The following is a 23,407-nucleotide window of genomic DNA, read 5'->3' on the forward strand; positions in this document are numbered from 1 at the left end:
TTCATAATTATACAAGATGGCAAATTTAAAAGAATTACGTAGTAGAATTACCTCTGTATCTTCAACGATGCAAATTACCAGTGCTATGAAAATGGTATCTGCAGCAAAGTTGAATAAGGCACAGATGGCAATCACCGCTATGCGTCCTTATGCAGATAAACTTACTGAGTTATTACAAAGTTTAAGTGCTTCTTTAGAAGGAGATAGTAGCAGTGCATATTCTGAACAACGTGAAGTAAATAAAGTCTTAGTTGTAGCGATAGCTTCTAACCGTGGTTTGGCAGGAGCTTTTAACTCTAATATCATTAAAGCTTCTAAAGATTTGTACGAAAATGTATATGCGGGTAAGCAGGTAGATTTCGTAGCAATTGGAAAAAAGGTAAATGATATTGTATCTAAAACGCATACCGTTGTTTCCAATAAAAGTGAAGTTTTTGATGATCTTACTTTTGCCAACGTAGCAGATATTGCACAGGAGTTAATGGAAATTTTTACCAACGGTTCTTATGACAAGGTAGTTTTAGTATATAACAAGTTTAAAAACGCTGCTACTCAAATTGTAACAACAGAACAGTTTTTGCCAATCAAACCAATTGAAGGAGAGAGCAATAACAATGTGGATTACATTTTTGAGCCGTCAAAAGAAGAAATTGTAGAGCAATTAATTCCTAAGTCTCTTAAGACGCAATTGTATAAAGCAATACGTGACTCTTTTGCTTCAGAACATGGTGCGCGTATGACAGCGATGCATAAAGCAACAGACAATGCTACAGAATTAAGAGATAGCCTTAAATTACAATATAACAAGGCAAGACAGGCAGCAATTACTAATGAGATCCTTGAAATCGTTGGTGGAGCTGAAGCATTGAATAATTAAAAATAAATTTCTCAATAAGAAATTTAAAAATATAGAATTTTGGAAAGAACCTGACATGATTTTTGTCAGGTTTTTTTATTTCCTGTGATTTCAAAAAAATATTCATAAAAGTGTGTTTTTTGGGGTAACATTTTCCCCGATTATGATACTTACCATAAAGTACTAAACATTAATTTTAAAACCGCTTTTATGAGAAAAATTGTAAATCTTTTTTACCTATGCCTTAGTGTTCTAATAGTATCATGTGGGGATGATGACGACGCTATTGGGAACCTTCCGCCGATGGAAGTGACGAATATTGAAGCTCAAGTCACCGAAGGAACTTTGGTGAGAATAAGCTGGAATGAATCTGAGGATATTAATAACGATGAGCTATCCTACGATGTAGTTGTTAACGGTAGAGTTGCAGCCGACAGAACTACAGAATTATCACTAATATATGATGTGTCAGACCTTATAGATGATAACTCAAAAAATTCACAAAAAGGATTAAGCTTAGAATTAACAATAAACATCAAAGCATATGATACCAATGGAGGTGTTTCTGAAGAATCCGAAGTGAAAAGAAATGTCTTTGTGAATAGAAATCCGGGAGAATTTGAATTTTCTACTATTAATTTTGATTTTTCAAACTACAATTGGTTAGAAGTAAGTTGGTATCCTGCTATTGACGAAGATGATGATATCTTGTCGTATGATGTCTATCTAAACGATTTAATTATCAAAGAGGATTATATTATTGGCTCTGATGATTATGATGGTTTGGGTTCTGTATACTATAATAATAACTACGCTCAGTATATTGATGAAGAAATTATTATTAAAGTTGTAGCAAATGATAGAGATGGTGGAATAACTGAGATTTCCAAAAGTTTTGATTTTAGAGGAACAGATGTTGAGCTAGGAACGCTTGCATTACCTTATAGTAATGCTTTAGATTATACTATTAATGAAGATGAAGTGGATAGAAAAATCGGATATGTTTTCGAAATAGATGAAAATATTGGATATGTAATTAGATCTGATGAGTATGCACAGCTTAGATTATCTGATGATCAAGGAAATTATATCGCTGGAAGCTCACAGAGAATTTCAGGAGAATCATTAAGTCCTGGAACATATTACCTCGAAGTAGTAGATTATTATAGCAATACTACCTTATCTGGTACGGTAACATTCATTCTAAAGGATCCTAAAGAATCAGACATAAATCTTAATACACTATCGGTTCCTTATGAAGAAGTAATAAACTTTGATATACAAAATAATGAACCAGATAATAGAATTGGATATACTTTTGAGATCACTGAAGATACTGGTTTTTCAGTTTTCTCTGATATCGATGTTAGTTTTGAGCTTAAGGATGCGAATGGCTATTTTATAACCTCAGGATATAGAAGAGCTTCATTAGAAACTATTCAAGCAGGTACTTATTATTTAGAAGTATATCATTACTATTATAACAATGTAGAACCTGGCTCTTTTACTTTGGTTTTAAACGACCCAAATGAAACGGACATTGATTTAGGAGTATTAAACACACCATACAGTAATTCTACAGATTTTACAGTGGCTAGAAACGAGCCAGATGGTAAGATTTGACTCTTATTCGAGATTAATGAATCTGTTGGTTATTACTTCGTTACGCAAATAGGAACATACATGAATTTGTACGATAGCAATAATAATTATATCAATAGTGGCTATCGTGATATCTATGGTGAGAATCTGAATCCAGGAGCATACTATCTAGAAATTGAGAATCAGAATTATAATGATATTTCAGGAACAATCAGTATGATTCTTAGTAACTCTAACGAATCGGATGTGGATCTTGGTATTTTATCTACTCCTTATGATCAATCATTTGATTTTAACACAACAAACGAAGTGGATAGAAAAATCAGATATCAATTTACCGTAGAAGCTCAAGTGGCTTATGCTTTCCAAATTGTAAATGAAAGCTATGATGATTATATCTATTTATATGATAGTAACGGAAACTATTTGAATGGTAGCGATTATTATGAAATTAATGGATCTTTGGCTCCTGGTAGCTATTATGTAGAAGTAGCTGGCTATAGTAATCAAACAGGATCTGGAAGATTATTGTTTAACCTTCAATAGTTTTTTTATTAGAATACTAGCCCCTTACTTGAACAGTAAGGGGTTTTTTATTTTTTTTATGATAAAGACGATATGCATTGTTTATCTTTAGAGGAAAAAAGAAAAATGAAAAGATTTAAACTTTGTACGTTATTACTTATTTTACTAGGTATTGGCACTATAAATGCTCAGGAGTCAGAAACCTTATTTGAAGCTGGTGATATAAAAATGGGAATTGCGGCTGTTCCACTTATGGATTTGAGTAATGGATTTAGTGGTGTTGCAGCTAGACCAAGTCTTTCTTATTATTTATCAGAACGTTTTGCTATAAATACTTCAGCTTTTGTATTACTACCACAGGATATTGAACAAGAAAATGGAAGAGATGCAGAGGTTCAGGCATATGGTTTTATACCTTCTTTTAGAAAGCATGCAATTAATAGTGGGAAATTTAGTTTTTATTTAGAGTCTGGTATTGGTCTTGGAGCGATTAGATATGAAGCAAACGATCCTGCAGATGTTGCGATAGAAGATAATAGCGGAGGTTTGTTATTATTTACTGCTGGTGCCGGAATAAATTATAAATTTGCAAAATGTCTAGAGTTAGAATTTGGGCTTCCTTATATGTATGGACTTAATATTACAAATGGAGAAGATACCAAGTTGTTTTCTGGAGTGGCATTTAATCTTGGAATGAATTTTGTTTTCAATACCAGGGATATTAAAAGAATGAAAGAAAAACATCGAGAACGATTAAAAGAAAAATGGAACAAAGAATAAATTTGAAAAAACTGCTTACAAAGATTAGCCTTTTAGGAATTTTACTGACTTTTACACAGTGTGCAACAAGTCAAAAAATTGATAAAACAGTTCCTGTTGAATTAAGTTCTCCTTACTTTCAGAAATGGGTTTCTGGAGTTAGAGGTGGCGGATATGGCTTTATACTTTACTTTCCTGTTAAGAGTAAAACAGATATGGTTTTGAATACAGCTTATTTCAAGGGAAAAAAGGTAGAACTTCGTTTCGATGAAAACAAGTCTTTGTATAGTGGTAAATATAAGGATCCTCAAAGTGAAGAAAGAGATTTGATTATGAATGGGGATTCTAAAAAAGAATATGGTAATAAAGCTCCCCAAACAGAAGAAAAAATACCGTTTGCTCTTAAAGAAGGGGAATGTATTGTAGCCTATACTAAGGCCGGTAAAGAAGGGTACTTTAGATTAGATGAATTACCAGAAAAGGAATTGAAAGCATATCCAATGCAAGCAAGACCAAGGCAATAAAATCGTATTTTAGAGCCTTAATAATTTGCAATTGGGAATTTTTCAGAAACTTTTTAAACAAACTTTTATATATGGAATGGCAACAGTGCTTCCGCGCATGTTGTCATTTCTTTTAGTACCCTTATATACAAATCAACTCCCAACAGAAGAATACGGAAAGGTTTCTATTATTTTCTCATATTTTGTGCTATTTAATGTGATTCTTGCTTACGGAATGGAAACCGCTTTTTTTAGGTTTTTTAATAAGGAAAAGAACAAGGAAAACGTAATTAGCACATCGGCAATATCTATTGCCATTTCATCCATAGTATTTTTAATAATAGCGCTATTGCTAAAACATCAAATTGCTGCTTGGACTGATATCGATCTTAAGTATATCAACCTAGTTATTTGGATACTTCTATTAGATGCCTTAGTAATTATTCCTTTTTCTTGGTTACGGGCCAAAGAGCGTCCGATTAGATACGCTGTTGTTAAAATTACCAACGTGGCGATTAATTTTGGACTTAACATATTTTTCTTACTCTATCTTAAAGAACTTTCTTTTCATTTTTCAATATTTAATTGGATATGTAAAGATGATTATGAAATCAGCTATATTTTTATTTCAAATCTCATAGCCAGTGGTTTTGCATTAGTGGTACTGTTGCCATTTTATACTAAAATATCGTATCGTTTTGATATGGCATTGTGGAAAAAAATGATGAAATATGCCATGCCTATTCTTTTAGCGGGTATTGCATATTCTATAAATGAAACATTTGATAGAATTCTTTTGGATTTTTTATTACCAGAAGATGTAGCTGAACATATGGTTGGGGTATATTCTGCCTGCTATAAGCTGGCCTTGTTTATGACCTTGTTTGCTACGGCTTTTAGATTAGGAATAGAACCATTCTTTTTTAATTATGCGGCTAATAAAAATGCTCCCGAAACCTATGCCAAAATAACTAAGTACTTTGTAATCTTAGGGTCTTTTATATTTCTGTTTGTCATAGTTTTTGTTCATATTTTAAAAATCATGTTTCTTAGAGATAGTTCTTATTGGGAAGCAGTAAAGATTGTACCATTCATTTTATTAGCTAATTTTTGTTTAGGTATTTATCATAATCTTTCGGTTTGGTATAAAGTTACGGATAGAACCAAATTTGGAGCGTATATTTCTGTTTTCGGAGCGTTCATTACATTAGTCCTTAACTTTTTATTAATTCCGGAATACACGTACGTTGGTTCAGCTATTGCTACCTTAGCAGCTTATGGTACCATGATGATGATATCTTGGTATTTAGGAAGGAAATATTATCCGATCCCATATGATCTAAAAAAGATAGGAGGGTATATGATATTATCAATTAGTTTTTCGATAATTTCATTTTACGTATTTGATAGTAATTATATAATTTCTGTCCCGCTCTTACTCGTGTTTTTAGTAATTTTGTATGCTTCGGAAAAAAATGAAATAAAGCAATTATTAAAAAGATAACAACGCTTAGTAGAAGTGTAAAAAAATAGATATGCAAATAAATATCATCAACAAATCATCTCATAAATTACCTCATTACGAAACCATAGCTTCTGCTGGAATGGATTTGAGAGCTAATATAAGTGAGCCTATCACTCTTAAACCTTTAGAAAGGACAATTGTTAAGACAGGATTATTTATAGAGCTTCCTGTTGGTTTTGAAGCTCAAGTGCGCCCAAGAAGTGGGTTAGCAGCTAAAAAAGGAATCACAGTATTAAACGCACCTGGAACTATAGACGCAGATTATAGAGGTGAAATAGGAGTGATTTTGGTAAACCTATCCAATGAAGATTTTGTAATAGAAAATGGAGAGCGAGTGGCGCAGTTAGTAATTGCAAAACATGAGAGAGCCGAGTGGAATGAAGTAAATGAATTATCCGAAACGACAAGGGGCGAAGGTGGTTTTGGAAGCACAGGAGTTAAATAATCAACCAATCAAAAAATACGTAAATAATGAAAATTATTGTGCCAATGGCAGGAAGAGGTTCTAGATTAAGACCTCATACATTAACTGTTCCTAAACCTTTAATCCCTGTAGCGGGAAAACCAATAGTACATCGATTAGTTTCGGATATAGCAAAAGTGTTGGGAGAACCCGTAGACGAAATAGCTTTCGTATTAGGAGATCCTGCTTTTTTTGGAGATGATGTTGTAAAAAGTTTGACAGCACTGGCAGAAGAATTAGGGGCAAAGGCTTCGATATATAGGCAAGATCAACCGTTAGGTACAGGTCATGCTATTATGTGTGCAAAAGATTCTTTAACAGGTCCAGCAGTAGTTGCTTATGCAGACACATTAATACGAGCAGATTTTAACCTGGATAAAGATGCAGATGCGGTAATTTGGGTAAAACAAGTAGATCAACCAGAAGCATATGGAGTTGTAAAACTAAATGAGAAGAAAGAAATTGTAGAATTAGTAGAAAAGCCAAAAGAGTTTGTTTCAGATTTGGCGGTGATAGGAATCTATTATTTTAAGGATATTGGAGTGCTAAAAAATGAATTACAACACGTATTAGATAATAATATTATTAATGGTGGAGAATATCAGATCAATGATGGAATTAAACGAATGATGGCTGATGGTAAGGTTTTTGTTACAGGTCAGGTAGATGAATGGATGGATTGTGGAAACAAAAATGTTACTGTAGAAACCAATACTAGAATGCTAGGTTTTTTGGAAAAAGATGGCGAAAATTTGGTAAGTAGTGATGTTATTTTAGAAAATGCTTCTATCATACCTCCTTGTTGTATTGGTAAAGGTGTTACCATTGCAAATGGATCGGTAGGACCTAACGTTTCTATTGGTGATGGTTGTACCATTGAAAATAGTGAAATTAAAAATAGCCTAATACAGAACCAAACTGTCATAAAAAATGCTAACTTAGACAATGCTATGATTGGTAATCACGTTTATTATGATGGGAAATATACTACGATTAGCATTGGTGACTATTCTACATTAGAATAATTTGAATGATTAAACTATATCAACATATCGGATTGAGCATTGTATTCGCTATTGCCATGGCGAACAATGCTGTTTCCCAAGAAATAGAATCACTTAAAAAGATAGAGATTTTAGATGACTTGGGAGACGTCTCAGATGTGTTCAGAGAAAGTTTTTTTGAAGCCTTAAAACAAAGGGCAATTACAAATTATGAAAAAGCAATTGATGCATTGGACAGGTGTATAGAAGCAAATCCAAAACCAGTTGTTTTATATTATGAGTTAGGAAGTAATTATTTAGGGTTAAAGCAATACGATAAAGCAGCAGATAATTTTAAAAAAGTATTAGAAGAAAGACCAAACGACAGGTATGTGTTAGAGTTGCTTTTCGAGGTGTATTTTACACAGAGAAAATACACAGAATCAGTGGAAGTAGTCGAAAAATTAGTTGCTTTTGATACTATGTATAAAGAACAACTAGCAAATCTTTACTTTTTAGAATCTAGATATGATGATGCATTACGGGTAGTGGATGAGTTGATAGAGGAACTTGGATTAGATGCTTATCGAGACAAATTGCGAAAGAAAATATCTTTAAAAATTAGTAATCCTAATTCACAGATAACAAGATTACAAGAAAAGATTGCAACGAATCCAAAAGAAGAACAAAATTACTTGAATCTAATTTATCTCTATAGTCAGGATAATCAAGTGGAAAAAGCATTTGGTACGGCTCAATTACTTTTAGAACAACGGCCAAAATCAGAACTGGCCCATCTAGCACTTTATAAGTTCTATTTGGATGATCAAATGCCTGATGAAGCTATTAAATCAATGAAGATCGTTTTATCAAGCGATAAAGTTGATGAAGAATCAAAGTATAAGGTGATCAATGATTTTCTGATTTATGTGGATAAAAATCCGGTATATGAGGCCAAATTGGTTGAAGTAACCAAGGTTTTTTCTGAGGATACAGGGAATAGTAAAGTGTTTACAGAGATTGGAAACTATTTCTTCGATAAGGATCGAAAGGAGTTGGCATTAAACTATTACGAAAGAGGGATTAAAGATAACGCCAGTAACTTTGGAATTTTAAGAAAAATGTTGTTGTTGCAATTAGATCTTAAGAGATATGAAAAAGCAAAAGCAGGAAGTGAATTAGCTATAGAATTATATCCATCACAACCTATTCTTTATTTAGTAAGTGGTGTTTCTCTAATAAATTTAAATGATTACGAAGAAGCAATCGATATTTTAAGTATTGGAATGGATTATATTATAGATGATTTTAAAATGGAATCGGATTTTTATGATCAAATTGGAGAGGCCTATCTGAAGATGGGTAATGAAACCAAAGCCAAAGAGTATAAAGACCGATCAATTCAACTTAAAAAAAAATCTTAGAGAATAATGAATAGACTATTTTATCTATTATGCTTTTCTATGGTTATATTAACTTCTTGTAAAGGAACAAAAGCGGTTTCTGGAACTTCTATTAAGAAATTAAAAGCAGATAAGATTATTTCCAATCATTATTCTAATGATTTTAATTTTTCCACACTTAATGCTAGGGTTAAAGTTAGATATAATGATGGGAAACAGTCATTTAGCCCTAATGTCACTATACGCCTAGAGAAAGACAAGAAGATATGGGTAAGCGCTAAGCTTTTAGGGATTACTCTAGCCAAAGCATTAATTACTCCAGAGAAAGTGAGCTATTACGAAAAGGTGAATAACACTTTTTTTGAAGGTGATTTTAAACTCTTAAGCGATTGGCTAGGGACGGATCTGGACTATGAAAAAGTACAGCAATTATTATTGGGTCAAGCGTTATTCGATTTAAAAGATGAAAAATATACTTCTTCTATAGAAAATCAAAAATATAGATTACAACCTAAAAAGGAACTAGAACTGTTTGAACGGTTATTCATTCTAAATCCTGATAATTTTAAAATGTCTTCGCAGCAGCTCAGGCAACCGTTGGAGAACCGGAATTTACTGATTAATTATAAAAGTTATCAAAAAGCAGGAAACCAAGACTTTCCAAAAGAAATTCATATCATGGCTACCGAAGGAATTGCGAAAACCATCATTGAAATTGAATATCGAAGCGTAGATTACAATGCGAAAGTAAGTTTTCCGTTTAAAATACCATCAGGATACGAGGAAGTAACTATAGAATGAGGTTAAAACAGTTGATATATATTATTGGAGCACTATTGATAAGTGTTTCATCTTTTTCCCAAAGCACAAAACAGCAGCAGTTAGAGGAGCAACGACGTCGTCTTAAAGCGCAAATCGAAGAAATGAAAGCGCTACTTGCGGATACTAAGCTCAAAGAAAGATCCGTGTTAGATGAAGTAGAGACCCTAAATTCTCAAATAAGTACAAGGCAAAATCTTATAAAAATCACGAATCAACAGGCTAACCTTCTTACCAGAGAGATTAATGCGAATCTCAAGAAAATGGGGTCTTATCGGGATGAATTGAAAGTCCTAAAAGAGGATTATGCGAAGATGATTATAAAATCTTATAAAAGTAAGTCTCAGAACAGTAAGATCATGTTTTTATTGTCTTCTACGGACTTTATGCAGGCTTATAAGCGATTGCAATATATGAAACAGTATAATGAACATCGTAAGGAACAAGCCGAACAAATACAAACAAGAACAGAAGAGCTTCAGACCTTAAATAAAACCTTACTAGAACGAAAGAAGAACAAGGAACAGCTAATTACAGAAAATAGAGATGCTCAAGAACAGCTTAAAGAAGAAAAAAAGCAGCAGCAGAGCTTAATGGCAACTATTCGTAAAAAGGAAGGGACCTACAAAAAAGAAATAAAGAAAAAGCAAGAACAAGCTAGTGCTATCGATAGAGCGATTGAAAAATTAATACGCGAAGCAATAGCAAAGGCGAATAAAAAAGCGGGTAAGAAGGCTTCCAAAAAGGGTTCGGCAACAACATTCGCGCTAACTCCTGAAGATAAAAAGCTTGCAGATAATTTTACTGCGAATAAAGGAAAGTTTCCTTGGCCAGTTGGTACTGGAAAACTTACCAAGAAATATGGGCGCCAACCACATCCCACACTTCCAAATATTCAAATAAATAGTAGTGGAGTTGAGTTAGAAACCAGACCAGGAGAAAAAGCAAGAGCAATTTTTCAAGGTGAGGTAATGGCGATTCAACAACTTAAAAACGCAGGGAAGCTGGTACATGTAAGACATGGTAATTATATTACTGTTTATTACAACTTAGAGAATATTTCTGTAAAGGAAGGTCAAAAAATTTCTACAAAACAAAGTATTGGTGAGGTACGTGTGAATCCCAGAACAGGTCGTGCAATTATGAAATTTTTGATTTTTAAGGACACAAAAAAATTAAATCCTCAATCCTGGATTTATAAAATGTAATAACACCATGGAAATAATCATTGTTTCGATTGTGGCTTTTTTAGTTTCAATCCTAACCTTCTTTTCTGGTTTTGGATTAGGAACGATACTCACACCAGTTTTGATGATTTTCTTTCCGGTAGAAATTGCCATCGCTTTGACCGGGATAGTACATTTTTTCAATAATGTATTTAAGTTGTTTTTAGTAGGAAAGAATGCCAATAAATCCGTTTTAGTACGTTTTGGAATACCCGCTGTAATAGCGGCATTCATAGGAGCTTGGGTATTGCTTCGAATTCCCGATGTAAAACCTCTTTTTATATATACACTATTTGGGAATACATTTGAAGTGTATCCTGTAAAATTTGTGATTTCCATCTTGCTCATCATTTTTGCTAGTATGGATTTAGTTCCCTTTTTCTCTAAGTTAAAATTTGGTGAGGAGAAATTGCCATTAGGAGGTTTTCTTAGTGGATTTTTTGGAGGCCTTTCTGGAAATCAGGGAGCATTGCGAACTGCCTTTCTCATTAAAGCTGGTCTTTCTAAAGAAGCTTTTATAGGAACAGCTGTAGTAGTTTCTACTTTTGTAGATTTTACTAGGTTGAGTGTATATGCCACTAATGTATCGCAATCTGGTATTAGTGATAATATTCAATTAGTGGTTTGTGCTACGGCATCTGCCATTGCAGGAGCTTTTTTAGGAAATAAACTACTCAAAAAAGTTACCTTAAAATTCTTGCAGGTGGTAGTCGCAGTTATGTTAATCCTAATTTCGGTAGCATTAGGCGCTGGCTTTCTTTAAAAACGATAAAGGTTCATTAGTATCGTTTTCCCTTAATGAATGCTTTAAAATATGATAAATAGTAAGCTAACTTTTAAGAGATTTTGGTATAAAATCAGTGTGAAAATTAAAAAAACGTAAAAAGTACATTTATTTTTTGAATGTGATTGAAAAAATAATTTCTTTTGTACAACTCAAGATTACTTTTTAAATAACAATTACTTATCACACGATGAAAAAGACCCAAATTTATTTTATGATGTTCTTAATTTCTGTGTCTACTGTAGCTCAGGATTGGAACGGTATTGATGTTCCTGCCGATGCAGGAGCTGGTATGGAATGGGAGTTGCAGACAGATGCTTCTGATGACTTCAATTATGTTTTTAATGAAACAAATCAACGTTCTAATTTTGGTAATGATAAATGGTATAATTTTTACCATAATAATTGGGATGGACCTGGAACTACATATTGGAAATACAATCATGTTTCTGTAGATGGAAATGATTTGGTGTTACGTGCTTCAAGATGGGGTCAGAATACTGAAACCGCGCTTCCAAGAACTGGTCTGCCAAATAAGATGGGAAGACCGTCAGATGGAGTAAACGCTGGATGTATTACGTCAAATACCAAAGTAGTGTATCCCGTATTTGTGGAATCCAATGTTAGTGTTGCAGATATCGTTTTGGCATCAGATGTCTGGTTATTAAGCCCAGATGACACACAGGAGATTGATATTATCGAATGTTATGGAGGCGATGAGCAAGGAAATGGTTTTTTTGCGGAGTTCATCCATTTAAGTCATCACTCTTTTATTCGTCAACCTTTCACAGATTACCAGCCTAGAGATTTTAATAGTTGGTGGAGCCGATCAGATGTGTCTGTCTGGGGTGAATATTGTTGGAATGGTGGAAATAGAAGATATGTAAGAATTGGAGTAAATTGGATTAGTCCAGTTCATTTCGAATATTATATAGATGGAGAATTGGTAAGAGTTTTGTATGATAAAGCTTTTGCCACAAAAAGAAATGGTACTTGGACATATACTTATCCTACAATGACCAATGGAAATCTTGACTTTGATACAAATGGATTCCAAACTGCTGTGGAATACGCAAGTGGAAGCGTATATTCTTTTCAAACCTTACAGGAAGCTAGTAATATATCTTCTGTAAGTGTAATAGATCCTTTTAATTACCAAGGAGGAAATGGATTTACAAAGGAAATGGATATTATTATCAATGTAGAATCTCAAAATTGGCATGTCGATGCTAATCGCACACCAACAGATGATCAGCTAAATGATTCAGCAAGAAATACTATGAAGGTAGACTGGATAAGAGTTTATAAACCTGTAGATAGAAGTTTATCTGTGCAAGATATAATATTGGATGATGAAGTTGCTATGTATCCTAACCCGGTAAAAGATGTTTTAACCTTACATGAAAAAATCACTTCCTGGAAGTTATATACAGTAACTGGCTCAATGTTAAAGAAAGGAACAGAATCTGTTGTTAATGTAGCAGACTTACCAAAAGGTGTTTATTTTCTTTTTGCTGAAGAACAATTACAGGCATTCAAGTTTATTAAAAAATAAATAGAAAAATCGTTTTCCCCAGAATGATAATAAGATGCTCTCTAGCTTTTTAGAGAGTGTCTTTTTTATTAAGTAAATAGAGCTTTTAATTCAGTAGCGTCATCAGGTTTCATCTTGCCCGCAAGAACTAAACTAAGCTGTTTACGACGTAGTGCCGCATCGTAACGTTGTTGTTCTAATTCCGTTTCAGGTTTGATGGGAGGGATAGGTACAGGAGCTCCACTTTCATTTACAGCTACAAAAGTATATATCGCTTCATTAGCCTTCGTTTTATCACCACTTTGTCTATCTTCTATCCAAACATCAATAACTACTTCCATAGACGATTTAAAAGCGCGAGAAACTTTTGCTTCCACGGTTACAACACTTCCTAATGGGATGGCCTTACTAAAAGCGACATGATTTACAGACGCGGTTACTACAATTCTTCTAGAATGTCTTCCTGCGGCGATACCTGCAGCGCGATCCATGCGAGCTAGTAATTCTCCTCCAAATAGATTATTTAAAGGATTTGTTTCTCCTGGTAAAACAAGATCAGTTAATACAGTTCGAGATTCTGAAGGATATCTAGCTTCCATGAAATTTGGTAATTTTTGACAAAGATAGCTAGGTAAGATTAACTTATGGTTATATCGATCTATAAAACTAATACTTTGGGATCCTATAAGGATTGACAAAATTTCAAAGTTTTTCTAAAAATAAATATACTTTATAAAAATAATCCGGTATTCAATCGCTATATATGCAATGGATTATTAGGAAAAGTGAAAACTAAAGAAAAATTATAAGTCTTGAACAAGCAACCAGGCACGGCGATCTTCCTGTTTTTTGATGTTTCGAAGGGCTTTTAATGCCTCTAAACGATTTTCGAAGCTATAATACACTACTTGATGAAGACCATACTTGTTTACACCGATCAAACGAGCATCAAAACCTTTTGATTTTAACTTGTTTACCTTTTTAGTAGCATTGGCCTTTATTCTATATGCACCAGCAACAATATGATATTTTGATGAAGAACTCGAAGTAGTTTCTTTAGTAGTTAAATCTTTAACGTCAGTATCTTCTTCAGCTTTTATAATATTTAAATTAATAGCAGGTAGTGGACTAGCAATTTCGAAAGTAGCTTCTTGAATTCTATTTTCAATCTCCTTTTCAGCATTAACAATAACACGATCATTTTCTAAATTGGTCTGGGTGTTAACCTGCTGTAACGCTAAAGAACCGATAACTGCACCAAAAACTAAAATAGCGGCGTATTTTAAATATGGGCGTTGACGTCTTTTTTCTGGTGTAAACGCGATAGGAGTAGTTTCTTCAATAGCTTCAACTTGCTCTTTATAAGTTTCTCTTACAACCTCAATAGTTGATGTTTCAGGAAGCGCAGCCTTGATTTTCTCTTCTCTAATAATCGAAGGAGATATGAAAGAATTTAAACCAAAAGCTTCTGCCAGATAATTTGTTTCTTGTGAAGGCTCAAATTGAACCGTATTTTCTACAGAAGTGTAAAAAGAACCGATTCCTTCTAAATCAATACGATTACCAGCGGACATTTTATCGTTTAACCATAAAACATAACGCTGAATTTTTGCTACAGCATCTGTATAGGATATGTTTTCGGCTGTAGCCATATAATTAGCTAAAAGACCGTCATTATTTCGTAATTGGCTATTAAAAGAAATTATTTTTTGAGGAGGAAAAAAAGCATGAGTAGCTTCTTGTATCATAGCAGGCTGACGCTTTGTTAAAAACGCACCAAAACCTGGTAAGATCACACATTCGTATCTATATAATAATTCACTTATGTATTTTGCCGTATTATTCATTATCCCCTCTCGTAAATGCTATCTATTTATTTTTGATAAATCCTATTCCGAAATTATTAGGAATTGAATCTTCAAAATTTGGTTGTTTTTGAGTATATCAAAATTAAAAAAAATAGACGTTACTAATAAGTAGAAGCTTTGATTTTATTAACATTTTTGATTTTTTTCGTTTCTTGTACTGACTTATAATAAATTAGATGACCGAAGAAAAAATTATTGCCTTATTAACGCTGAAGAAAACACCTAATCTTGGAGATAGTTCGATTAAAAAATTGATTAGAGAGATCGGTTCCGCTGAAGAAGTACTGAAAGAAAAGCGAACTAATTTGTTGAAGATTGATGGTATTGGAAGTGTAAAAATTAAGGAGATAAACAATAAAGAAAATAGAATAGCCGCAGAGAATGAATTACAGTTTATGCTGGATAATGACATTCGATACACCGCTTATGATGAAATTGAATATCCCGAAAAACTGAAGTATTGTTTAGATGGACCAGTAGTGCTTTTTAGCAGAGGTACTATTGATATTAACAATAGAAAAATTATCAGTATTGTCGGAACAAGAAAGGTGACAAGTTATGGAGTTCGTTTTTGTGAGGAGTTAATTGAAACACTCGTTCCGTTAAATCCAGTAATTATATCTGGTTTTGCTTATGGTGTGGATATTACAGCTCATAAGGCAGCGGTAAAGCATGGTTTACAAACAATAGGTTGCCTAGCTCATGGATTAAATCAGATATATCCCAAAGCACATAAAAAGTATGTGAAGCAAGTTGAAGAAAACGGTGGTTTTTATACTGATTTTTGGAGCACAGATACCTTTGACAGAAAGAATTTCTTAGGTCGTAATCGGGTGATAGCGGGTGTAAGTGAAGCTACTATTGTGATCGAAAGTGCTAATAAAGGCGGTTCTTTGGTAACAGCAGAAATTGCTAATTCTTATAATAGAGATGTTTTTGCAGTACCAGGACGAGCGGGAGATCCGTTAAGTGAAGGATGTAATACGCTTATTAAAACACAAAGAGCGCATATGTTAACCAGTGCTGCGGATTTAATTTATATGCTTAATTGGGAATTAGAAGAGAAAGTACAACCAGCTATACAAAGACAATTGTTTGTAGAACTAGAGGAAGATGAAAAGAAAATATATAATCTCTTAAAAAATAATGGGAAAGAGCTATTGGATGTGATTGCGTTACAGTGTGAAATTCCAACGTTTAAAGTAGCTTCTACCTTGTTAAATATGGAACTTAAAGGAGTAATCAGACCATTGCCAGGAAAATTGTTTGAAGCTGTTTGATTAAAATAACAAGAAATGAAGAAAAAATTAAGAGTAAATAAATCGACGATTCTTTATTCTTTGAGATTGATTTGTAGATACTTTGTTGCATTGATGATGTTTTCGTATGCTTCTGCAAAAATCTGGGGAACTCAGTTTTCTTCGGATTTGAGTATAGGAGAGAGTACAGTTGATAGTCTTAATGGATTTAGATTAACTTGGTACTTTTATGGATTTTCTAAAACATATGGAATGCTAATAGCTGCAGCCCAGATTATTGCAGCAATTCTATTGTTATTTAGGAAAACTGTCAGGATGGGAACAGTACTTTTATTGTCATTTATGGTTAATATCCTAATGTTGGATATTTTCTATGGAATAGATGCGGCAACACCGATGGCAATGCTATTAACTGCAATGGGAATATTTCTTTTACTAAGTGATTGGAGGGCTTTTAAGGCCTATTTTCTGAAAGAGGAATTAGAAGTTAATGCCTATAAAGAAGAGCTTCCTAAAAAACTTACAAGAATTCATTGGTTTAAATATATTTTAATCCCGATAATGTTTTTGACTATGTTTTTTGGGATATATGCATTAAAAGAAAACTTCATGAAAAAGAATGAATTTTTTGGAGAATGGAAAGTTGAGCATTCTTGGTCAACTCATAAGATCGACAAAATATATTTTGAATTAAATGATAAACTGGTAGTGGTTGATACATTGGGAAATGTATATAGAGGTAAAATAAATAAAGAAGAGAATGAAATAAACTTAAAGGCAACTCATTATTCTAAATCTCTAAACAATTTTATCAAAAGAAATACTAAGGCTACCAAGAGTAAGGAAGAGAGAATGAGATTAACCAAATTGTTCCATGAATATAACAATACCGAACGTTTCAAGATGAATTTGACGTATCAATTTATTGAAGATACTCTTTACATAAAAAATAAGGACATGAAACTAAAACTAGTTAAAGTTGATTAATTCATTACCAAAATTCCTTGAACTACGGGAAGTATTTCTTCTACCCATAAACGATATTGATTGGCACTTGGGTGCAGATTATCTGTAGCTAAAGCACCTTCAGAATCACCAAGATTTCTAGAAATTGAAGTAACATCTATAAAGGGTATTTCCTGAGCCTCACACTGTTGTTGAATGTATGTATTATAGATATCTATTTCTTCTGCAATGACATCACTATTATTAGATCCAAAAGGTGTTACTCCATAATCTGGTATAGACACAACAAAAACCTTTTTTTTATTTCCATTGGCTAATGAGATAGCTTTATTTAGTAGAAGATTAAATTCTGATTCAAATACAGTAAAGTCTATTCTTTGAAATTGATTATTTACTCCAATAAGTAGGGAAACAATATCATAGTTTCCAGGATCTTGTGTTTCTATAGCGGATAATAAATTACTAGTGGTCCATCCGGTTTGCGCAATAACCTTTACCTCTTCAATTTGTTGGGTTTCTGAAGTAAGAACATTTTGTAACTGAAAAGGCCAACTTTCACTTTCTGTAACTCCTTGTCCGATAGTGTAAGAATCTCCTAGCGCCAAAAATGAAAATCTCTGGATTTCTTCAGGCTGTTCTTCTTCCTCTATTGTAATCTGCAAAGTTTCATCAGAAGAACAACTGAAAATAGACACGAAAAGTAACAAGAAGAGAATATATTTATTCATAGAAAATTACTTTTTACTAAAGTTACCAACTCTCGGGCTCTTTAAGGAACTTTTGAAAATTTTATTTACTTATAAGTACTAGAATAAATGGAACCATGTAGAAAAGAATATACGAAAAAAATACTGAGAAAAACGCCGCTACAAATATCTCAAATCGTTCGCCTTTTTTCTGAAATATCATAAAATTAAGAATGATGAGATAAAGAAAAACAAACGGATCATAAACCACTGGTAATCTAAAAGGGATAAAAGTGAGAATCCCTAATAAAGTAGTGTGGCCATGAATAAAGCAGTTCATAGCTAGATGTTCCAGAAAACTAAACTTTTTAAAAAATAATCTTGAAAATATACTAAGGAACAAAATGTTTAGTAGCCAAAAGAATTTTGTGTAGGTACCAATGATTTTTCCTGCTTCAAAACTATTATTGTACGCAGCTCCTTTAAATTTCTCCAATTCTACTTTTTCTATCCAATGTATTTCGAACTGAGATGTGATTAACAAATACAAGGAGGTAGCAATTAATGCATAGCTTACAGGGTTAAGTACATTTTTTCTTTTACCCAATAAATAATTGAAAATTGTTTTTTTAGGATGTAGAGTGAGATGTTTGAGATTAAACAACATTCCTTTATCAATATCCATAAATCTGGACAGGAAATCATTAATTAAGAAAGGTAGTGTAATTTTATCTACAGTTCCTTTTTGTCCACAGTGCGGACAAAAGTTACCTTCATATTCTGTTCCACAGTTTAAACAACGAATCAATTTTACTTTTTATTTTGAATAATTTATTAAATGATCCCAGCACATACTTTTAAACGCAAAACTTTTTTTATAGATTGTGCGATTTGTTTCTTGTAAGCTGGATCTTCTTTCATGGCTGCAATAATAGCATTTATAGTAGCATTTTCATTTTGAGGCATTAGTATTAAATCACATCCTGCTTTAGAGGCCAAGAGTGGAGCATTGTCTAAAATAGTAACCGCCTTCATGATATTCAATGCATCAGAAATAATAATACCTTTAAAACCCATTTCTTCCTTCAGCAATCCTGTAATTATTTTTCGAGAACAGCTAGAAGGTAAACCGTCCGTTCCGTACTTTTCGTTATTTTGAATAGTAATATGAGCAATCATAATTGATAATACACCATCTTCTATGATCTTTTTGTAATTGGCAACTTCCTGCAATGGTCCATCGATATAAACGCTTTGCTTATGAGTGTCGCCCTTCACTAAACCATGACCAGGAAAATGCTTAGCAGTAGCAATAATTCCACCTTCTTGTGTACATTTAATAAATTGATTGGCTAAAGTGATAACAGAATCTTTATTACTACCATAACTTCTGGATTTTATGGCTTCATTACTAGCGCTAATATCCAAAACAGGAGCATAATTGTGATGCACACCAATGGCTCTAAGTTCGGTATTAATAGTATTTACAACCTTGTCGGATTGTGCTTCAGTTTTAATATCTATCGTTTTTCCAACATCTTTTGCTCCTTTTATTCTGCTAGCAAACAAACTTGGTTCTGCATCCATGCTAAATAACAGTGGAATTGATTTGTTTTTAGTAGAAATTGCATTTAAGGTGTTTATACTTTCGGTATGTGTTTTCTTACTTCCTTTTAGAAACACGACACCTCCTATCGAATTACTTTCGGCAAGTTTCTTAACTGTTGCCATAGGTTTGCCTAATTCTCCTGCCGAAGAAATAATCATTTGCGCTACCTGTTGTCGCTCCGAAAGAGAGCGGTATATAGAATCTACTTTATACTCTAATTCGGAATTATAAGAATAGAAGTCTTGTAGACTAAACTTTTTAGATTGGGCATTTGTTGTATTAAAAAATAATGTAGAAAAAAAGAGTAGGATAAGATATCGCATAGTATAAGTTTGGGTTGTGATTAAAATTCAATAGGAACGTCTGTGAGTTGTCCCCATTCTGTCCAGGAACCGTCATAAATCCATAGATTAGTATACCCAGCTAATTGAGCAGCCAGCAAAATAATACAGGCAGTAATTCCGGAACCGCAGCTAAAAATGAGTTTTTTATTGGCAATATCAAAACCATCAAATATGTTTTTAAGCTGCTCAACTGGAAGCATTTTTTCTTGCTGAAGAACTTTGGTGTATGGTAAGTTCTTTGAATTAGGAATATGACCACCTTTAAGATCAGATCTTGGTTCTGGTTCTATACCTAAATACCTTCCGGAAGAACGCGCATCCAATATCAATGTATCTGGATCGTTCATTTCAGATAGGATTTCTTTTGCGTTAACAGTACATTTGGAACGATCGTTTATTTCGAAATCTCCGATGTTAAACACAGTGTTAGTTGTCTTGTTTTCAGTGGGTAGCTGCTTTTTTTTCCATTCTGGGAAACCACCATTTAAAACTGCAACATTCATGTGACCCATTCTAGAAAACATCCACCAAGCTCTTGGGCTAGAGTAGATACCAATTGTATCATAAATGATGATTTTAGAATTAGCATTGATGCCTAGTTCTTGACAATTTTTTTCAAAAACTTCTGCAGATGGAAGCATATTTGGCAAATGAGAAGCTTGATCAGAAAAAGACTTTTTTATATCAAAGAATCGGGTTCCTGGTATCTGAAGATCCTGCGCTAAAGATTCTTTGGATGAAGTTACTTTTTTAATACTTGCATCCAGAATTACCAAATCAGGATGGTCTAAATGTTCATGTAACCATTCTACAGATACTATGAGTCCAGGAAGTTGTAATGTTTCCATACGTTAAGGTTGAAACTTATCTAATAATTTGTTGGTTTGTTGATGTAGTTTTTTCTTAAAGAAATTGGTACCACCTAACAATTTTCCTTTCCATCCGATAGCTTGTGATGCCCAACGATGCAGATTAAAATCATCAGTATGTTTTACGATTTTACCGTCTTTAAATTCAAATTTAGCATCTATGCTATTATGAACTTTTCTGCCTGTTTGACTAAAGGTATACCATGCTTCCCAATGTGCAGATCCACTTTCGTTATCAACTTGAATATTAGAAAATTCCACTTTTAGATCTTTACCATTCTTGCATAGCATTTGCCACATTTTTTTTGCGCGATCTCCATGAAGTTGTCCAAAACCAGGATCTTCAAAAACAATGTCAGGGTGATAACAAGATACCATCATATCAGCATTTTGCTGACTTAAACCAGTATAAAAAGTTTCAATAAGTTCTTTATAGTCTGCCATTGTTTCTTTAATTTGGTTAATCCAGTTTTTCGGCTAATTTCTTAAATACTTTTTTGGGATTCTTATTCTCATATAAGATTCCATGTACAGCATCAATGATTGGTGTTCGAGTATTTTTATTAGCATCCAGTTCATAGGCAGTTTTTGCAGCATAATATCCTTCGGCAACCATATTCATTTCCATTTGGGCACTTTTTACCGTATAGCCTTTTCCAATCATATTTCCGAACATTCGATTACGAGAAAAAATGGAGTAACCAGTTACTAACAAATCTCCTAAATATGCAGAATCATTGATATTCCGCTTCATCTTGTGAACCTTTTTAATAAATCGCTTCATTTCGCGAATCGCGTTACTCATTAAAACACTCTGAAAATTATCACCATAACCTAATCCATGTGCAATACCTGCAGCAACAGAATAAATATTTTTAAGAACTGCTGCATATTCAGTACCAATAATATCATCACTAACTTTGCATTTGATATATTCACTACTTAGGTTTTTCGCAACAATTTTTGCTTTTTCCTCGTCGTTAGAAGCGATTGTTAAATAAGAAAGTCTTTCCAGTGCTACTTCTTCGGCATGACAAGGTCCTGTAATAACTCCAATATCATCAAATGGGATTTGATATTTATCATGAAAATGTTCTCCTACAATTAATCCAGACTCAGGAACAATTCCTTTAATAGCAGAAAATATGACTTTGCCTTCCAGTGAAACTGTTAGTTTTTGTAATTCTGTATGTAAAAATGCAGAAGGAATAGCAAAAATCAAGTAATCAGCATATGCTACTGCTTCATTTATATCATTGGTAAGTTTAAGTTGATCCAGTTTGAATTCTACAGAACTAAGGTAATTTGGATTGTGTTGTTGGCGTTTTAGATGTTCTAATGCATATACACTTCGCATATACCAACCAACCTGAGGTAAGTTCTCAGTAAGCATTTTTACAATAGCAGTAGCCCAACTACCACCACCGATCACAGCAAATTTTAAATCTTTATCCATGTAAAATGATTGTGAGTTCAAAAATAAGGAAAATACAAGTCAAATTAAATATCTGATAATCAATTACCTGTGTTTTTGGCACATGTTTTGGTTCTATTATTATAGAATTGAAAAAGACATAGCTTATGAAGACTTTAAAATTACTTTCGGTTTTTATGTTAGGTTCCATCCTTCTAACTTCTTGTGTAGCAGAAGTAGTTGTAGAGGAAGATGTTTTTATAGAAGAGCCTACAATCTCATTAAATCAGTTGCTTAATTCTTATGAAATCTGGTATGTAGATATAGAGCGTACACAAGGTAATGGAGAAATCCCGTTTCTTCAAAAGGCTTTTACAGTGTCATTTAAAAATGGAACTTTTTATGCTAATAATAACTTGGTAGGTATAGGAAGTAATGGGAATGGTTTTGGATTAGATGTAGGATTTTATAACACTTTTGGTATGGAGGTAGATGTTAGTCATGATATTGATGGAACTTATAGCCTTGATGTAATACAATTGTCAAATAATGAAATACGATTGTATGATGGTGTAACCAATACGAGTTATTATCTCATCGGATATCAGAGAAGCACTTTTGATTACGATAAAGTGTTTTATGATAACATTCACTACTTTTTACATGAGTATACTGTATGGGAAAAGGTCTATACAAGTGAAATTGGGGCTTTGAATGAGTTTGATAATGAAAATTATCTTCAGTTTTTATACTATGGATCTGGAGATAACTTTAGAAGTTCAGAAGATGTTAATGTGTCTAATATCAACGATATATACTATGATTACAATGGATATTATGCTGTAGATGACGTGCCTAATAATTTCTATATGAAAAATTTAACACTTGATTACGATTATTTGGGCAATGAATATTTCGAATTAACCGTTATAAATGATAGTAGAATAGAATTATTACACCCTTCTTCTGGTACAATTTATGAATTTGTTGGTAGAGGATATCTACAATTTAAATCTTCTAAAGATGGTAAGCCATCGCAGAATGATAAAAAAAGATTAAAGAAAGCTGATTTTATGAAGCTTACAAAATAGAAAAGTCGCACTAGACGATATAAATTTTTTTGGTTGGTTATTTAGTTGGAAATCGTTCTACAAGAGAAATCTTGTCTGGGCGATTTCTTTTTAGTGAGAAAGTATTTTACAATAGCAAAATGCGTAATCGAACTAATCCCGATGTAAATCGGGATCCAATTAGTTTTTAATTCTTTACAAATAGAGGTTATTTCCCCGATTTTACTATTTAATTTATATTTTGTAATCAACTGATAATAAGAACTCAATTTGGATAAAATGAGGTTATATTTTGATAATAAATTGTGGAAAAGAAACAATATTTTCTAAATTTAAATTC

The 23,407-nt window shown here is 33.0% G+C and carries 24 protein-coding genes; 16 read left to right on the plus strand and 8 right to left on the minus strand.

Annotated features, from left to right (window positions below; genetic code table 11):
* Positions 1 to 16 precede the first annotated feature (16 nt).
* The 13 genes from atpG (at position 17) to Q1B37_RS17100 (ending at position 13,003) form a co-directional block, all read left to right on the plus strand.
* On the plus strand, positions 17 to 877 hold the full coding sequence (gene atpG / locus Q1B37_RS17040; protein ID WP_299900520.1) for an ATP synthase F1 subunit gamma: 861 nt from the start codon (positions 17 to 19) through the stop codon (positions 875 to 877).
* A 189-nt stretch (positions 878 to 1,066) separates the two neighbouring features.
* Positions 1,067 to 2,479: a hypothetical protein gene (locus Q1B37_RS17045; protein ID WP_299900523.1), complete on the plus strand. Its 1,413-nt coding sequence runs from the start codon at positions 1,067 to 1,069 to the stop codon at positions 2,477 to 2,479.
* 60 nt (positions 2,480 to 2,539) lie between these two features.
* Positions 2,540 to 3,004 (plus strand): hypothetical protein, encoded by a 465-nt coding sequence (locus Q1B37_RS17050; RefSeq protein WP_299900526.1) that lies wholly within the window; start codon positions 2,540 to 2,542, stop codon positions 3,002 to 3,004.
* Positions 3,005 to 3,109: 105 nt separating this feature from the next.
* Positions 3,110 to 3,763 carry a hypothetical protein gene (locus Q1B37_RS17055; RefSeq protein WP_299900530.1) on the plus strand — a complete coding sequence of 218 codons (654 nt, stop codon included), beginning with the start codon at positions 3,110 to 3,112 and terminating at the stop codon, positions 3,761 to 3,763.
* A complete protein-coding gene (locus Q1B37_RS17060) occupies positions 3,748 to 4,266 on the plus strand; it encodes a hypothetical protein (protein WP_299900533.1) in 519 nt (172 codons plus the stop codon). Before Q1B37_RS17055 ends, Q1B37_RS17060 begins: the two co-directional genes overlap by 16 nt.
* A gap of 31 nt (positions 4,267 to 4,297) precedes the next feature.
* The gene (locus Q1B37_RS17065) at positions 4,298 to 5,749 is read left to right on the plus strand and encodes an oligosaccharide flippase family protein (protein ID WP_299900536.1); all 1,452 of its coding nucleotides are present in this window, start codon (positions 4,298 to 4,300) and stop codon (positions 5,747 to 5,749) included.
* Positions 5,750 to 5,780: 31 nt separating this feature from the next.
* Positions 5,781 to 6,215, plus strand: coding sequence for a dUTP diphosphatase (dut, locus tag Q1B37_RS17070; RefSeq protein WP_299608948.1), 435 nt, complete (start codon positions 5,781 to 5,783; stop codon positions 6,213 to 6,215).
* A 26-nt stretch (positions 6,216 to 6,241) separates the two neighbouring features.
* On the plus strand, positions 6,242 to 7,258 hold the full coding sequence (locus tag Q1B37_RS17075) for a sugar phosphate nucleotidyltransferase (RefSeq protein ID WP_299608946.1): 1,017 nt from the start codon (positions 6,242 to 6,244) through the stop codon (positions 7,256 to 7,258).
* A gap of 5 nt (positions 7,259 to 7,263) precedes the next feature.
* Entirely contained in the window at positions 7,264 to 8,640 is a 1,377-nt protein-coding gene (locus tag Q1B37_RS17080) for a tetratricopeptide repeat protein (RefSeq protein WP_299900539.1), read from the plus strand.
* A gap of 6 nt (positions 8,641 to 8,646) precedes the next feature.
* A complete protein-coding gene (locus Q1B37_RS17085; protein WP_299900542.1) occupies positions 8,647 to 9,420 on the plus strand; it encodes a DUF4292 domain-containing protein in 774 nt (257 codons plus the stop codon).
* Positions 9,417 to 10,646 (plus strand): peptidoglycan DD-metalloendopeptidase family protein, encoded by a 1,230-nt coding sequence (locus Q1B37_RS17090; RefSeq protein WP_299900544.1) that lies wholly within the window; start codon positions 9,417 to 9,419, stop codon positions 10,644 to 10,646. Before Q1B37_RS17085 ends, Q1B37_RS17090 begins: the two co-directional genes overlap by 4 nt.
* 7 nt (positions 10,647 to 10,653) lie before the next feature.
* Positions 10,654 to 11,427, plus strand: a complete 774-nt coding sequence (locus Q1B37_RS17095; protein WP_299900547.1) for a sulfite exporter TauE/SafE family protein — start codon at positions 10,654 to 10,656, stop codon at positions 11,425 to 11,427.
* A gap of 235 nt (positions 11,428 to 11,662) precedes the next feature.
* Entirely contained in the window at positions 11,663 to 13,003 is a 1,341-nt protein-coding gene (locus Q1B37_RS17100) for a T9SS type A sorting domain-containing protein (protein WP_299900550.1), read from the plus strand.
* A 68-nt stretch (positions 13,004 to 13,071) separates the two neighbouring features.
* On the opposite strand, the gene Q1B37_RS17105 is transcribed toward Q1B37_RS17100, so the two are convergent.
* Together Q1B37_RS17105 and Q1B37_RS17110 are read right to left on the minus strand one after the other, a co-directional pair.
* Positions 13,072 to 13,581 (minus strand): acyl-CoA thioesterase, encoded by a 510-nt coding sequence (locus Q1B37_RS17105; protein WP_299900553.1) that lies wholly within the window; start codon positions 13,579 to 13,581, stop codon positions 13,072 to 13,074.
* A 204-nt stretch (positions 13,582 to 13,785) separates the two neighbouring features.
* Positions 13,786 to 14,829: an SPOR domain-containing protein gene (locus Q1B37_RS17110; RefSeq protein WP_299900555.1), complete on the minus strand. Its 1,044-nt coding sequence runs from the start codon at positions 14,827 to 14,829 to the stop codon at positions 13,786 to 13,788.
* Positions 14,830 to 15,026: 197 nt separating this feature from the next.
* Here Q1B37_RS17110 and dprA point away from each other — a divergent pair, with 197 nt between their 5' ends.
* Positions 15,027 to 16,130, plus strand: a complete 1,104-nt coding sequence (gene dprA / locus Q1B37_RS17115) for a DNA-processing protein DprA (protein WP_299900558.1) — start codon at positions 15,027 to 15,029, stop codon at positions 16,128 to 16,130.
* Positions 16,131 to 16,145: 15 nt separating this feature from the next.
* On the plus strand, positions 16,146 to 17,096 hold the full coding sequence (locus tag Q1B37_RS17120) for a hypothetical protein (protein WP_299900560.1): 951 nt from the start codon (positions 16,146 to 16,148) through the stop codon (positions 17,094 to 17,096).
* Here the strand turns inward: Q1B37_RS17120 and Q1B37_RS17125 are convergent.
* The 6 genes from Q1B37_RS17125 to Q1B37_RS17150 form a co-directional block, all read right to left on the minus strand.
* The gene (locus Q1B37_RS17125; protein ID WP_299900561.1) at positions 17,093 to 17,803 is read right to left on the minus strand and encodes an SGNH/GDSL hydrolase family protein; all 711 of its coding nucleotides are present in this window, start codon (positions 17,801 to 17,803) and stop codon (positions 17,093 to 17,095) included. The genes Q1B37_RS17120 and Q1B37_RS17125 overlap by 4 nt on opposite strands.
* A 61-nt stretch (positions 17,804 to 17,864) precedes the next feature.
* Complete coding sequence (locus Q1B37_RS17130) at positions 17,865 to 18,569, minus strand: zinc ribbon domain-containing protein (RefSeq protein ID WP_299900563.1); 705 nt, start codon at positions 18,567 to 18,569, stop codon at positions 17,865 to 17,867.
* Positions 18,570 to 18,595: 26 nt separating this feature from the next.
* A complete protein-coding gene (locus Q1B37_RS17135; protein ID WP_299900566.1) occupies positions 18,596 to 19,693 on the minus strand; it encodes a glycoside hydrolase family 3 N-terminal domain-containing protein in 1,098 nt (365 codons plus the stop codon).
* A 20-nt stretch (positions 19,694 to 19,713) separates the two neighbouring features.
* Entirely contained in the window at positions 19,714 to 20,562 is an 849-nt protein-coding gene (locus Q1B37_RS17140) for a sulfurtransferase (RefSeq protein WP_299900569.1), read from the minus strand.
* A gap of 3 nt (positions 20,563 to 20,565) precedes the next feature.
* A complete protein-coding gene (locus tag Q1B37_RS17145) occupies positions 20,566 to 21,027 on the minus strand; it encodes a nuclear transport factor 2 family protein (RefSeq protein WP_299900572.1) in 462 nt (153 codons plus the stop codon).
* A 16-nt stretch (positions 21,028 to 21,043) separates the two neighbouring features.
* Positions 21,044 to 22,039, minus strand: a complete 996-nt coding sequence (locus Q1B37_RS17150; RefSeq protein ID WP_299900575.1) for an NAD(P)H-dependent glycerol-3-phosphate dehydrogenase — start codon at positions 22,037 to 22,039, stop codon at positions 21,044 to 21,046.
* A 125-nt stretch (positions 22,040 to 22,164) separates the two neighbouring features.
* On the opposite strand from Q1B37_RS17150, the gene Q1B37_RS17155 reads away from it, so the two are divergent.
* Positions 22,165 to 23,088, plus strand: coding sequence for a nicotinic acid mononucleotide adenyltransferase (locus Q1B37_RS17155; RefSeq protein WP_299900577.1), 924 nt, complete (start codon positions 22,165 to 22,167; stop codon positions 23,086 to 23,088).
* The last annotated feature ends 319 nt before the right edge of the window (positions 23,089 to 23,407 follow it).

The sequence above is a fragment of the uncultured Aquimarina sp. genome, from assembly GCF_947492965.1.
GTDB lineage: Bacteria > Bacteroidota > Bacteroidia > Flavobacteriales > Flavobacteriaceae > Aquimarina.

Bases quoted from the DNA above. Each gene is read 5' to 3' on its own strand.
- Q1B37_RS17135 (WP_299900566.1), bottom strand. From the start codon at position 19,693: ATGCGATATCTTATCCTACTCTTTTTTTCTACATTATTTTTTAATACA.
- Q1B37_RS17120 (WP_299900560.1), top strand. From the start codon at position 16,146: ATGAAGAAAAAATTAAGAGTAAATAAATCGACGATTCTTTATTCTTTG.
- Q1B37_RS17105 (WP_299900553.1), bottom strand. From the start codon at position 13,581: ATGGAAGCTAGATATCCTTCAGAATCTCGAACTGTATTAACTGATCTT.
- Q1B37_RS17075 (WP_299608946.1), top strand. From the start codon at position 6,242: ATGAAAATTATTGTGCCAATGGCAGGAAGAGGTTCTAGATTAAGACCT.
- Q1B37_RS17100 (WP_299900550.1), top strand. From the start codon at position 11,663: ATGATGTTCTTAATTTCTGTGTCTACTGTAGCTCAGGATTGGAACGGT.
- Q1B37_RS17095 (WP_299900547.1), top strand. From the start codon at position 10,654: ATGGAAATAATCATTGTTTCGATTGTGGCTTTTTTAGTTTCAATCCTA.
- dut (WP_299608948.1), top strand. From the start codon at position 5,781: ATGCAAATAAATATCATCAACAAATCATCTCATAAATTACCTCATTAC.
- Q1B37_RS17125 (WP_299900561.1), bottom strand. From the start codon at position 17,803: ATGAATAAATATATTCTCTTCTTGTTACTTTTCGTGTCTATTTTCAGT.
- Q1B37_RS17140 (WP_299900569.1), bottom strand. From the start codon at position 20,562: ATGGAAACATTACAACTTCCTGGACTCATAGTATCTGTAGAATGGTTA.
- Q1B37_RS17110 (WP_299900555.1), bottom strand. From the start codon at position 14,829: ATGAATAATACGGCAAAATACATAAGTGAATTATTATATAGATACGAA.
- Q1B37_RS17155 (WP_299900577.1), top strand. From the start codon at position 22,165: ATGAAGACTTTAAAATTACTTTCGGTTTTTATGTTAGGTTCCATCCTT.
- Q1B37_RS17080 (WP_299900539.1), top strand. From the start codon at position 7,264: ATGATTAAACTATATCAACATATCGGATTGAGCATTGTATTCGCTATT.
- Q1B37_RS17050 (WP_299900526.1), top strand. From the start codon at position 2,540: ATGAATTTGTACGATAGCAATAATAATTATATCAATAGTGGCTATCGT.
- Q1B37_RS17090 (WP_299900544.1), top strand. From the start codon at position 9,417: ATGAGGTTAAAACAGTTGATATATATTATTGGAGCACTATTGATAAGT.
- Q1B37_RS17055 (WP_299900530.1), top strand. From the start codon at position 3,110: ATGAAAAGATTTAAACTTTGTACGTTATTACTTATTTTACTAGGTATT.
- dprA (WP_299900558.1), top strand. From the start codon at position 15,027: ATGACCGAAGAAAAAATTATTGCCTTATTAACGCTGAAGAAAACACCT.
- Q1B37_RS17150 (WP_299900575.1), bottom strand. From the start codon at position 22,039: ATGGATAAAGATTTAAAATTTGCTGTGATCGGTGGTGGTAGTTGGGCT.
- Q1B37_RS17060 (WP_299900533.1), top strand. From the start codon at position 3,748: ATGGAACAAAGAATAAATTTGAAAAAACTGCTTACAAAGATTAGCCTT.
- Q1B37_RS17045 (WP_299900523.1), top strand. From the start codon at position 1,067: ATGAGAAAAATTGTAAATCTTTTTTACCTATGCCTTAGTGTTCTAATA.
- Q1B37_RS17145 (WP_299900572.1), bottom strand. From the start codon at position 21,027: ATGGCAGACTATAAAGAACTTATTGAAACTTTTTATACTGGTTTAAGT.
- Q1B37_RS17085 (WP_299900542.1), top strand. From the start codon at position 8,647: ATGAATAGACTATTTTATCTATTATGCTTTTCTATGGTTATATTAACT.
- atpG (WP_299900520.1), top strand. From the start codon at position 17: ATGGCAAATTTAAAAGAATTACGTAGTAGAATTACCTCTGTATCTTCA.